The 11,424-nt window shown below is 36.1% G+C and carries 14 protein-coding genes; 10 read left to right on the forward strand and 4 right to left on the reverse strand.

What is annotated here, in order from left to right; genetic code table 11:
• Positions 1-194 precede the first annotated feature (194 nt).
• Positions 195-641, forward strand: a complete 447-nt coding sequence (locus tag ACFSUF_RS00135) for a GNAT family N-acetyltransferase (RefSeq protein ID WP_377598925.1) — start codon at positions 195-197, stop codon at positions 639-641.
• A gap of 194 nt (positions 642-835) precedes the next feature.
• Here ACFSUF_RS00135 and ACFSUF_RS00140 read toward each other — a convergent pair whose 3' ends face one another.
• Complete coding sequence (locus ACFSUF_RS00140) at positions 836-1,309, reverse strand: hypothetical protein (RefSeq protein ID WP_377598927.1); 474 nt, start codon at positions 1,307-1,309, stop codon at positions 836-838.
• Positions 1,310-1,534: 225 nt separating this feature from the next.
• Between ACFSUF_RS00140 and ACFSUF_RS00145 the strand changes: the two genes are divergently transcribed.
• From ACFSUF_RS00145 to ACFSUF_RS00170, 6 genes are all read left to right on the forward strand, one after another.
• Positions 1,535-2,236: a DKNYY domain-containing protein gene (locus ACFSUF_RS00145; RefSeq protein ID WP_377598929.1), complete on the forward strand. Its 702-nt coding sequence runs from the start codon at positions 1,535-1,537 to the stop codon at positions 2,234-2,236.
• 260 nt (positions 2,237-2,496) lie between these two features.
• The gene (locus tag ACFSUF_RS00150) at positions 2,497-3,045 is read left to right on the forward strand and encodes a nucleotidyltransferase domain-containing protein (protein WP_377598931.1); all 549 of its coding nucleotides are present in this window, start codon (positions 2,497-2,499) and stop codon (positions 3,043-3,045) included.
• A 936-nt stretch (positions 3,046-3,981) separates the two neighbouring features.
• Positions 3,982-4,176: a serine hydrolase gene (locus tag ACFSUF_RS00155; RefSeq protein ID WP_377598946.1), complete on the forward strand. Its 195-nt coding sequence runs from the start codon at positions 3,982-3,984 to the stop codon at positions 4,174-4,176.
• 306 nt (positions 4,177-4,482) lie between these two features.
• Positions 4,483-4,716: a hypothetical protein gene (locus ACFSUF_RS00160; protein ID WP_377598933.1), complete on the forward strand. Its 234-nt coding sequence runs from the start codon at positions 4,483-4,485 to the stop codon at positions 4,714-4,716.
• 497 nt (positions 4,717-5,213) lie between these two features.
• Positions 5,214-5,612 (forward strand): DUF6979 family protein, encoded by a 399-nt coding sequence (locus ACFSUF_RS00165; protein WP_377598934.1) that lies wholly within the window; start codon positions 5,214-5,216, stop codon positions 5,610-5,612.
• Between the two features lie 16 nt (positions 5,613-5,628).
• Positions 5,629-5,859, forward strand: coding sequence for an NUMOD4 domain-containing protein (locus ACFSUF_RS00170; RefSeq protein ID WP_377598936.1), 231 nt, complete (start codon positions 5,629-5,631; stop codon positions 5,857-5,859).
• A 256-nt stretch (positions 5,860-6,115) separates the two neighbouring features.
• On the opposite strand, the gene ACFSUF_RS00175 is transcribed toward ACFSUF_RS00170, so the two are convergent.
• Together ACFSUF_RS00175 and ACFSUF_RS00180 are read right to left on the reverse strand one after the other, a co-directional pair.
• A complete protein-coding gene (locus ACFSUF_RS00175) occupies positions 6,116-7,225 on the reverse strand; it encodes a DNA sulfur modification protein DndB (protein ID WP_377598938.1) in 1,110 nt (369 codons plus the stop codon).
• 272 nt (positions 7,226-7,497) lie between these two features.
• Complete coding sequence (locus ACFSUF_RS00180; RefSeq protein ID WP_377598940.1) at positions 7,498-7,671, reverse strand: hypothetical protein; 174 nt, start codon at positions 7,669-7,671, stop codon at positions 7,498-7,500.
• Positions 7,672-8,586: 915 nt separating this feature from the next.
• Between ACFSUF_RS00180 and ACFSUF_RS00185 the strand changes: the two genes are divergently transcribed.
• On the forward strand, positions 8,587-8,775 hold the full coding sequence (locus ACFSUF_RS00185) for a hypothetical protein (RefSeq protein ID WP_377598941.1): 189 nt from the start codon (positions 8,587-8,589) through the stop codon (positions 8,773-8,775).
• 1 nt (position 8,776) lies between these two features.
• Positions 8,777-9,652 (forward strand): hypothetical protein, encoded by an 876-nt coding sequence (locus ACFSUF_RS00190; protein ID WP_377598942.1) that lies wholly within the window; start codon positions 8,777-8,779, stop codon positions 9,650-9,652.
• Between the two features lie 54 nt (positions 9,653-9,706).
• On the opposite strand, the gene ACFSUF_RS00195 is transcribed toward ACFSUF_RS00190, so the two are convergent.
• Entirely contained in the window at positions 9,707-10,027 is a 321-nt protein-coding gene (locus tag ACFSUF_RS00195; protein ID WP_377598944.1) for a DNA methyltransferase, read from the reverse strand.
• 8 nt (positions 10,028-10,035) lie between these two features.
• Between ACFSUF_RS00195 and ACFSUF_RS00200 the strand changes: the two genes are divergently transcribed.
• The gene (locus ACFSUF_RS00200) at positions 10,036-10,206 is read left to right on the forward strand and encodes a hypothetical protein (RefSeq protein ID WP_377598947.1); all 171 of its coding nucleotides are present in this window, start codon (positions 10,036-10,038) and stop codon (positions 10,204-10,206) included.
• Positions 10,207-11,424 lie beyond the last annotated feature (1,218 nt).

The following is an 11,424-nucleotide window of genomic DNA, read 5'->3' on the forward strand; positions in this document are numbered from 1 at the left end:
TGAGGCTGCCACGAATTTGTATGGCAGCCTCATTATGTTAAAGGGCGGGAAATTTTCATAGAAAAGCATGCTTTCTACACGAGGAAGTGGTCTGATGGATAATGTCAACGAGTACATGGTTAGTTTAATAACATCCCGGAGCAGAATGCCATCGAGCATCTGTTTTCATAATTTTTTTATAAAGGGGGACGGGTATGCAAATGAAGATAAGGGAAGTTGAAACAGATGAATATAACGAAGTAGTTTTCTTATGGAACGATGTATTAGGAGTGCGTACGGTCACGAATGAGAACTTTCGCGTTACGATGGAACAGATGTCCAGAGCCGGCAATTACAAAACGTTTGTAGCGTTACTTGAGAATCAAGTTGTTGGGTTCATAACTTTCGTTCATGGATTAGCCGTAGGATCGGCGAATGGTTATCTGCATATAACCGGGCTTGCTGTTCATAAGGATTTTCAGCGTCATAGGGTAGGAACCGAACTGCTACAATACACTGAAAATTATGCGAAAAACAGTGGAATATCCAGCATTATTCTATGTACCGGGATGAAGCGAACCGATGCCCATGCTTTCTATGAACATAATGGGTATGACAGGGATTCTTATTGCTTTGATAAGTTTATTAAACTCGACTCTTGAGCAACATATTGCCTTAAGAAGTAAGACTAGAAGAAGCAAATAAATAATGAGGGAGTCTGTGTAATGCGTGGCAACGCCGATAAGTCACCTGGTACACCAGATAGCACATATACCCAATGCCTCGATTGACTCTCAAAAAAGATAAAAATATCTTCTATCATGTAAGAGAACCATGTCGCAGCATGGTCCTCTTGTTAATTCGCTTGATTTAGATAGCCATTCCGTCTGGCGTGAGTAATGATTTTCATCAGGGTTTGTAAATCCTCGCTAGCGATATACCGGTCGCCATCGTGCTTCACCTGATTGCGAAGCTGCTCTATCTCTTTCTGTTGATTTGCAATAGTTTGCTCAAGTTCTTTAATATAAGTAAAAATTTTAGTAAGTGGCTTGTTGTCACCTTCAATATTGGTATCACAGTGCAGGCCTGCGGCTACTGGTTTAGTTCTACGTCTTCCTTTCGTGTCACCTATTAGCTTAAGAAGGGTATCAGCATGCTGTGTTCTTAAGGAACTGTTCCATCGAAATCCGCACGCAGCCTTAGTCCGGCCTAATATCTCTGCTGCCTCTTCAAAAGCCTTAAGCTGCGTACTTCTATTTTTGAGATGTCTAAGAACTATCTCTGTTAATTGTATATCATCCTCAGTTGACCAAATGTTTTTGCGTTTCATTAAGCACCTCCATCTTTAAGAACCAGTTTTGACCACTTACCCTATACTTATTCAGCCCAACTGTGAAGTGAAAATAAAGTTTTAGATTAAAAAATAGAGTATTAGACCGGAAAATAAAGTTGTAGACTGGCTGTAGGCATTAAGCTAATGGGCAGTTTAGCTTAACAAATCCCCTGTTAAGTTGTAATATTGGTTAAATAGGGAAAAAGTGGGGGATCGGTGATAATGACAAAGAAGTTAGCACTCACTGGAGTAATAGTTTGCTGTCTTACGGTATTAGGAATTTTCTTATATCACAAATTCAAACCAGGATATGTATATGAAAATGGTACATGGAATTATGTTTCCTATGATGCAGCCGTTGGCAGAAGAGTTAGTCCAATTGAAGTGAATAAGGATGAATTCAAGGTTTTAAAGTATAGTGATTTTGCAAGAGATAATAATAGTGTCTATTTTAAAGACCATAAAGTAGAAGGATCCGATCCGGAAACCTTCAGAATTATTAGCACCAACGGCAGAAATCATTACGCAAAAGATAAGAATTATGTATATATTTACGATAGCAATGACTGGTCAATATTTAAAGTAATCAATGCAGACCCAGATAGTTTTAAAGTACTGGAGTATCCCTATTCAAAAGATAACAACGATGCTTACTGTGGTAGCTTACCACTTTTTGTGGATGATGTTTCTAGATTTAAAGTCATCGAGGGAGCGCGTATTTCAACTGAGTCTTCGTTTGACAGCTTTCTAGGTAAAGAAAATGACCCGATAGAAAAGTCATCAGAGTATGAACGAATTAAGCACGAATATAATCGTAAAAAGTATGGGTTTATTACTGAGAGTGTTATTTACTCTGAAGAAGGAAAAGCAAAAACGGATAAACTTACTTATATAGGATATAAATTAGTGGAAGATAAAAGTTAAAGAATAAGTAAGATAAAAAGTTATTGAAGACAGATACGCTGGGCAATAGCATTCTTTTAAGCTAACGGAGAACGATAGTTCAATAACGAAAGGGCTGCCGCCTGGCAGCCCTTCACTACGCTAACGGGCAGTTTTGCGTGGTGGTTACTTCAAAAAGATAACTGCTTATGGAGTAGGAAAATCAAGGATACTGTCGAAGGTATTCACTCAATATTGGTATTTTAGGGGGAGTATTTATTCATTCTGATTTAGACTTTATCATGGATGTAATGAAGAATTTTCAGAAATCTTGGTTTATAGCTGGAGGTTGGGTAGTCGATATTGCCTTGGGTAGAGTAACTAGAGAGCATGACGATCTGGATATTTGTATTTACCGTGAGGATGCTAAAGAAGCACTTCGATATTTTAAGGATTGGGAAATTAAAGTTGCAGTACCAGGTGAAAGTCGTCTTGTTGACTATACACATTTTAGCGACTTATCACTGCCCAGATATTGTTTACATCTTTTCAGGGAAAAGGATTTTATAGAAATTCTGCTTACTGAGCGTGTGGAGAATGAAGTTGTTTTCCGAAAGAATAAAAATATAACGATGCACATAAATGAGTTTTCCCTCAAAGATCGTCAGGGGAGACCCTTTGTAAATCCGGTATGGCAGCTACTGTTTAAAAGTTTGAACCCAAGAGAAAAAGATGATGAAGATTTCAATAATTATGTCACGATCATGGATGATCAGCAGAAGCTTTGGCTCGCAAGTGGAATACGTATAATGAAACCTGATTCAGTATGGTTAGAGAAACTTACAGTTTGACAAACACTTTAGCTTAATCATCCGCTAACTGGGAACGTTAGTTAAATAAAGGAAACCGACGAGGCTGCCACGAATTTGTTTGGCAGCCTCGTTAAGCTATTGGGCAGGATAGTTGAATCATTTCACGAATACCTCAAATAAGGAAATCCAGTCGCTACGCTTCTTTAAGGTGGTGAGAGCTCGGTAATAGGGTTCGTGAATACAACAATGTTAGGCGAAACCACTTAAGTCAGATAAAACCTGAATTGAACAACAATGGAGAGATTTCGAGATGGATGACAACATTAAAGTGAGTTATCTAGAACAGAACAATGCTTTTGATAAATACGTGAAGAGAATAATTTTCAGAAAATTGACATCAACGTTAATGACGATCATTGTATTCTCTGTTATGTACATGTTCTTAATAGGTAATAGCATGCCTTTACTTGCCATATTTATTTGTACAGTTCCTATTATTTTACTCATCCTCCCTGTTTCTGTGGTATGTGAGTTTTGTTTTCAGAAGTATAAACTCATTAGAATCGTATTGACCGTATTATTTCAAGTGATCTTATCATCAGTGATTATATTCGGAATAGAAGTTACTTCGATCCGATTTTATGGACTATTTACTCTTAGTTTCATTATTAATTCAGTTGTGTTCCTGATTAGTGACGGGATTTTAAAGAAAGTAAAGAATACTAAAAATGATTTAACTGATTTATGTAAGTAGTATAATGAAGAATTGGCATCGCCTAACACCGTACTCACACTGCGGAGCTTCCGCTCCTTGGTCTGTCCGAGAAATTTCGAGCAAGCGAATCAGGCAAACAACTTACACAACCTAACCGCATCGCATCATTAAACTAACTGGGAACGATAGTTAAATAAAGGGAATTATTGAGGCTATGCGTATTTAGAGCTTAAGCCAATGAACGGAAACTTTGCAGGTCCATCTTAGTTTTAGTAAAAGGAAATGTTCTGTATTCAATTGGAGTTGGTAAAGCAAATTTTGAACTAGATGTAAAAAACAATATCAATACGAAATATCGAATTGGTTCAGTCACAAAAACTTTTACGGCTGTTTCCATTTTGCAGTTAGTACAACAGGGGAAACTGAGTCATGAAGACCCAATTAGTAAATATTAAGCCAAACAAAAAGATGGTGAAAAGACTACAATACATCATTTGACTCTCACATACCTCAGGTATTCCTAACTATACGGACGATCAGGACAGTCGTTTACATTCGGCATCATCGACAGTAAACCGTATCCCGCCGCAAATCCTGACGATAAAACAGTCGCATATATAATAGTGAACAGGAAATTAGTTTAAAGTTTACGTTAACCCTGTCCATAAAGCAGGCTTTACTTGTAACCTCTATATGTTAAGACCGCACTTTTAATGTTAAAATTATGTCTATAATAGTACATATTGTAAGGAGTATGGGTGATGATTGGAACGGTGCGGTTTATCTGTAAAGCAAAGCTCATTAAAGACGAAAATGGAGTACAAACATGTATCGGCTTAGACTCTGATCGTATCTTTTATTTCGAAGGCCAGCAGCGTGATGATAAGGCGCTTGTAGGTTACGAAGGATCTGTTTACTTCTATCAGAATAATAGGACTTCAATGGAAAGGTTTGAAGCGACCAGGATTAAAGGGAATTTTCATGTTGCAATGTGAAAGTTACAAGAGAGGGAACTTTCTACGGGAGGGAGCGTTACGGGGGGGTCAAGGTGTCCGAATTACGTTCTATTACGAAATCAGATACGTCCAATATCCGATCGTCGATGATGGCCTCCGTAATCACACGAGGAATCTCCGTTTCCAACAACTCCGTCGGAACGTCTTGTCCGATAAAGTCTTCGAGTTCGCATCCGATTCTTCGCAAGAGTAATTTAAAAATAAGTTATTTGCATTGCGCAATTTATTAAACTGAAATCATGTAAGGAGTTTAAGTTATTTGAGAAGATATTTTCAGTAAACTAAAGCCATAAACGAAAACTAATGCTAGATGAAGGGAAGGTGATGATCGGTACGATCTTTCTTACTTCTTCTTGCCAATTTCTTTACTCAGATTCAATTGGAATATCATATAATATATATAGGTAATTATAACTACTTCACTACATTAGTGGAAGGCATTAACGAATGTTCATAGAATTAGGAGATGAATGTCGATGAATAGATACGGTGAGGTAGCAATTAATGCAGTCCGATCTATATTGAATGGAGAAGATGAACACCCACTTATTGCATGGAAACGAGCAGCCTCGGAAGCATTTGGTGAAGGGACTTGGGCGCAGCGAAAAGGTTGTCCCAAGAACGCATTCCTAGGTCTATGTGAAGAAGGATTGGTTCAAGGCATACCTGCTGGTAATTACGTTAAAAAAAGTGGCTCTTGGAAGAATAAGGGGTATGCTATTCAGGCTATTGAGTTGTTGAAGGGCAGACCAGAGTTATCTAGGGACAAGCTTGGTCTGTGGAGAGCAATTATGCGAGAAAATGAGATGTCACATAACTCACAGATGGATGTAGTGTTGGCGTTGTGGAATAAACAACTTATCATATCTAAATGAACTGGGGCGATTTTAATTGATAGAGGAAAGAAGAAGCATTAAAGGCTATGAAGGGATATACGATATTACTCGTTCGGGAAGGATTATAAGCGTTAGAAACAATCGTGTTCGTCATCGATCAGGCAATGAATATGGATTTGCTAACGTACATTTAAACAAAAATGGTGAAAGAAGGCTATGTAAGACATTTCAACTATGGAAAGAATCGTTTTCGGATATAGACCCAAATGTATATAAGGGAATGTAATGCCTTATGGAACGAAGTGTCTGGCAGTAACCTCTTATAAAGCAGAAAATGACACTGACTCTACATTAAGATCGGTGTCATTTTTATAAATTGAATTGAATCAGACTTTTATATGTTTGAATAATCATTGATGATCCTTATATTTAAACTTATTGAAGTAAGCTAAATAAAGTCAAGATTATTCAGATTAAATTGCTACACAAAGGAATATAATTAAAAAGAAGCCGCCCATAACCAAGCGGCTCCGTGCAACAAATTAATTGCTTGTAGTAATGGTTTTTGAACGGTTGTTTTCAACAAGAGCATTGCAAACTCCGTTTATGCCCCCGCCAGTTCCTCCAAAAACAAATCTTTCTAATCGGTCATCGTAGCTACCACCATAGCCATTCCACATACGATTGTTATGTTTCCAATTAATGTCCTTTAATCCAGCTAAATAGTCTTTCCAATTCAAATCATCACCATTTCGAACGCTGTGAATGTACTTTCCAATACCTTGAAGAGTTACCGCAAGTCCGATGATATACTTTGTTCGATCATTGCAATCATTTGGAAGGGATTCGAAGAGGAGGTCAAGAATCTCTTCAATTTCATTCTTCCAAGCATCATAGTTACCTAAGCAAAGTGTATCTTCACTACCTTTGTCTTTGTCATTTCCTGCGATTATAAAAGAAATCATATTTCTAAGTGTGGATAGGAGCATTAAATTAGGGTTATTATCTCGGAGTTGGGTTTTTTCTGTTTCAACCCCATACTTTATAAGATAATGGTTATCTTGCGAAACTTCTTTTGCCATTAGTGTATATGGGTCTGTATTGTCAAATTTGAGCGACACAGATTTTGTTGGCTTAGCGGCGAGAAGGTTAAGATCGTGAAAAAGTTGTTGTTCATGTTGTTCATCCATTTTGTCGAAAATGACGATAGGTATATGCATGTTCTCGAGCCGCTCAAGTCTTTTCATTAAATTACCTTTAATTGAATCGTCAGTTTCTTTTGAAATATCTTTTTTCATTGTATCTAAAGCCATTTTAATTCCTGCAATTCGATGCTGACCATCATTAATACTTAACGTTGAGTTAATGTCAATTGAAACTTGCTTAGTTTCATCATCGTAACGAATTGCCCCACGACAGGAAGCTGTTACGGCACTTAGGAAACTGTAGTTTCGATCCAAGGTTCCTTGTATTACATATTGAGCAATTTGTTTAACACGAGACATATTTATTTTTCTTTGTACCTCAGGGAAGACAGTTAAAAAACGTTCGACAGATTTGAAAGGAATAACTGTGAGATAAGTGTTTCTTCCGAATTGATTACCAGCCGCACCTGGGAACTTAACCTCAATCGAGTTATTAGTTGTATTCATCTCGACAACTCCTTTAAGTTGTTATTTGTTTACATGATACATGGGTGCCGCTAAGATTGTCAATATCTTCATTGAGAAAATTTAAGCGGCACTATGATTTTTGATTATTTCTTTTGAATGTTAGGTATAATGGAGTGGATAATAATATTAAGTATAGCTGGATTCGTTTGTAATTATATCTCTTATTACCTGTTCTTCCTCAGCAGTTAGCATGCCAGGTCGAAATAACAAACTTAGTTTCTTATTTCCTTGAGAGAAAGCTAAGTAAGTCTTTACCAAATGTTATATAAATAATCTATATCTTTTACAACATCAAACATTATCTTTGCTTGTTCTACATTAACCATTTCCCATGTATGAGCAGGTGATGCAAGTTTATGTGCATCGTATTTATTTTGCTCTGCAGGTGTTCTTTGCCCTGGAAGTTTATCATGTACAATCATCATAGTCTCAAAATAATGCTCATGTAATATTTCCTCATTTGCTCTTTCTAATGGAAGACCTTCAATGCTTATTTGTATTGGTTAAACAAATGGAAAGACTGGGGCATAGCCATGTTTTATTTTGTTATAGAAATCATAATAGGTAACACTATCCTGATCTTTACGTACAATTGATTCACAAATAGGCATGAATAATTCATAAATTAATTGTGGTGAGACTTGTATTCCCTTCCAAATGGTTTCTCTTTCAACATCAGTAATATTGTTGAATATTCTATTCAGGTCAAATTTGGCCTGAGGAAGTCTAAATATTTGTTTTATAATTCTAGGGCTTCCTGATGATATTGAATTATAAAATCCCATCGGGTCAGAATAAGCTAGAAAATAATCTGATGTAAACTGAATTCTCGGAAAGCAGAGCAAATTCCAGCAAATTCTTCGATGATCGTGCCATAGCGTAGGATCATATCACAGTATAAGGCGTGCATTTTTATGTAGTCTTCAATATCATTGCGCCTAGCGGAATATTGGACAAACATATCATAAAGAACTGTAAACATACCTGTGCGTTGTGAAATGCCATAATAATGTTTACTCCACAAAATCTCTAAGCTTACTTGATCTAAAACTTGAGAAGATTTTTGAAAATGCTAATAGAATCTGGGATTGGTGTGATGAAAAGGTTTTAGATCCATGTTCATTGTCAATATCAGTTTCAATATTAAATTCAATATCGTATAGATTAGTTATCATTTGTTTACCTCCATGGTTTCATGAGATTTGTTGTCAATAAAAATAAATTAAAACTTGGATACCTTGAATTAATTGGGATATGTTAGGATGTGTATAGGTCATTATAACTAGAAAGAAGGGTTTAGAAAATACTGTTATTCATTTTTTGTCGAGGGGATGATGAAATTGAAGATTGAACTTGATGATTTATTACCATGTCTTAAGGGGAATGTAGAACATAAATATTATAAAGGTCATACAAATATTTACGAAAATAATTGTGTAGCCAGAGGGAAATGCGAGTACATTAATCCTCGATTTCAATTTTTTCTTGAAAAGGAATATAGTGATTTTGCTTTAGAAAAACTGCTGTGATGTGGAGATTTCAAGTAAGCCACAACCTGAGGCTATATTGATAAATAGGTATGACAATTCAAGTAAGATCGTAATTGAAGTTAAGGACTTAGTAAATATTTATTATTCAAACAAAAAGAAGGATGGTCGTGAAAAAAGTAAAAGGGTTCATTATAATGAAAAATTTATTGAGCGTATTGCAGAATTAGTTTATCAGGTGATTGATAAGCTACTTGAAGTAGAACAGATTACACTGACAGAAGCGATTTCTGAATTGATTTTTAAAGGTCTTTTAGTTTCGGTCTACAGAGAAAGTGAGGGGTTTGAAATAAATGGTAAAAAAATTCGATTACGTTCGAGTTCGGTAAGGAGAGAGGTGCTTTCATTATCTCCGATGCAAGAAGAAGAACTAATAAGTGATATTGTTATAAATGTTGTAAGCTATTTAAAGCATAACATTTATGCATGCATAGAAGGGAAAGCAAAAGAATTTATTGATTATCATGAATTTCGAATTGGAAAGTTGAACTTCATGGTCGGAAAGTCGTATTTTGATTCACGATTTACTTTCCAATATAAGGATGAGCCTTCTGATTACACTTATAACACTCCTGAAATACCTCAATTAGAAAGTAGAGTTCATGAATTTTATGCTCATTGCATTAAGAAGTTCTCTGAATATAAATCTAAAGAATATAAACGAGTTTTACTTATTATTAATAAAAACAGATATGATAAAGAGCGAATTATTAATATGTTAAAGGATATTCCACCACCAGAATGTATTGATGAAGTATGGCTTTCATATGATATAAAAGAAGAAGTATGTAAAGAAAAAACAGAAGATTTTGATAGAGAAATTTTAGTTGATATAGATTATGTGAAGGTCTTTGGATAAATGGATACATAATAGGAAAGAGCCTTAGAGATGCATCTAAGGCTCTTTCCCTATTTAAACTAGCGTATAGTCTGAGAGGTTAACGTATTCATTATTTAATATTTTCTCATGGACTTCTTTTGCCTCAATTTCATTGTTGATGAATCGGAAAGAGGATGCTGCTACATAATCAATATCCAAATCACAACTGAGCCATTTTCTATCTAGTGCTTCAGCCGCTTCACCTGTTGTATTTGATCCAACAAAAATATCGACTACAGTATCATTTGGGTCCGTCAGATACTTTATGAAAAATTCGGGGAGCTTACTTGGGAATCTGGCAGGGTATCCTTTGATGCTTAACAATATCCAGTCAAGTAGGTTATTGTAAGCCAAATCCTGATATATATGCTCTAGTTCATGAACGATTATGTAACCAGAGAGAAATATGGTTTGTTGATGACCAGAATAAAAATTTTAATGAAGTCAAATTACTCGGGTGGAATACCTTATTAGCCGACGAAAATGGGGACTGGGTTCAAAAAATCACTTCGCTACTGAACTGTGAAACTTAATTCAACGCAATGTGGGGTCACAACCCATTGAACTAATGGTGAACGATAGTTAATAAAGGACACTGATGAGGCTGCCACGAATTTTGCCTTTTTCGTAGGTGCAGTTCATTATACAGAATAAAATTATATCGCTGTAAAAAGATGTCAGAAGGATATCACAGGAGAGATTACCCAAGTTTACAATTAAAAAGGGATACCTCCCAAAGCATTCTTTGGCTTAGGAGGCACCCCTTGAGGTAATTATCGTTTTTTTCTTTTCTTATTCCTAACATGTGCAACACAGTCTGTCACGGGCTCGATGCAAAACTCATCCCTGACGGTAACCGTATAAATATGCCTCGGCACGGGAACGCAATAGTGACGATTTACGATCTCAATAGGATGGATCACTTCGACGATTTGAGGATGATAAAGATTTCTATAAACAACCTTAGGAGGATCTACAACTTGACGAGTCGGGCATTTAGGGCAGGACATCGGCATTCACCTCTCTTTTAGGAAGTTAGAACCGATATCATTATATGCACGTCCCCATACATCTGTGTAGTCATTTGGTATATATTAGAGCTCACAAAATCGAAACAATTCATCTATCAGACGGAGATATAGATAGAACGTATGGCGTTCAAGTCGGAGATGTCTGTGTTGGTTCAATAAAAAGTTATTACGCTAACGGAGAACGATAGTCCAATAACGGAAAGGGCTGCCGCCTGGCAGCCCTTCACTACGCTAATGGGCAGATTAGTTTCAATATATGGTAAATTATATTCAGTTATCAAATTAGATTTGGGGGTGTTGGGGATACCATCATATGAGTTCGAGTTGCAACCAAAAGAATTTATTCGATTGCTGTTCTATAAAAAGATTTGTCCTTTCTGTGAGAAAAAGTTGGTGAAAAATAACGAAAAGACCTTTCTTGAAAGAGGTTGGTACAAAATGAACGGAAATCATTATTATGGAAACCAGTATCATCTAAAGTTCGGTTACTTCTGTGGAAATTGTTCTAAAGATATACATTTGCTTGATCTACGACATAGAAGATTTTTTAATGACTAGTTCTAATGACCAATGCCATTAAGCTAATGGGCAGATTACGTCAATCTAATGAAACCAAAAGCCTGTCAACTTCGTCATATAATTTTAGGAATCTTGCATCCCACAATAAAGGAGTGGGCATAAATTCGATCTAAACGAAAACAAGTCTTAGTTACTTTTTCA

Origin of the sequence: Paenibacillus gansuensis, assembly GCF_042684925.1 — a bacterium.
Lineage (GTDB): Bacteria > Bacillota > Bacilli > Paenibacillales > DY6 > Paenibacillus_N > Paenibacillus_N gansuensis.

Excerpts from the sequence above, each read along its gene's own strand:
- ACFSUF_RS00165 (WP_377598934.1), top strand. The coding sequence starts at position 5,214 with ATGAATAGATACGGTGAGGTAGCAATTAATGCAGTCCGATCTATATTG.
- ACFSUF_RS00180 (WP_377598940.1), bottom strand. The coding sequence starts at position 7,671 with ATGATGATTGTACATGATAAACTTCCAGGGCAAAGAACACCTGCAGAG.
- ACFSUF_RS00145 (WP_377598929.1), top strand. The coding sequence starts at position 1,535 with ATGACAAAGAAGTTAGCACTCACTGGAGTAATAGTTTGCTGTCTTACG.
- ACFSUF_RS00175 (WP_377598938.1), bottom strand. The coding sequence starts at position 7,225 with ATGAATACAACTAATAACTCGATTGAGGTTAAGTTCCCAGGTGCGGCT.
- ACFSUF_RS00150 (WP_377598931.1), top strand. The coding sequence starts at position 2,497 with ATGGATGTAATGAAGAATTTTCAGAAATCTTGGTTTATAGCTGGAGGT.
- ACFSUF_RS00135 (WP_377598925.1), top strand. The coding sequence starts at position 195 with ATGCAAATGAAGATAAGGGAAGTTGAAACAGATGAATATAACGAAGTA.
- ACFSUF_RS00140 (WP_377598927.1), bottom strand. The coding sequence starts at position 1,309 with ATGAAACGCAAAAACATTTGGTCAACTGAGGATGATATACAATTAACA.
- ACFSUF_RS00160 (WP_377598933.1), top strand. The coding sequence starts at position 4,483 with ATGATTGGAACGGTGCGGTTTATCTGTAAAGCAAAGCTCATTAAAGAC.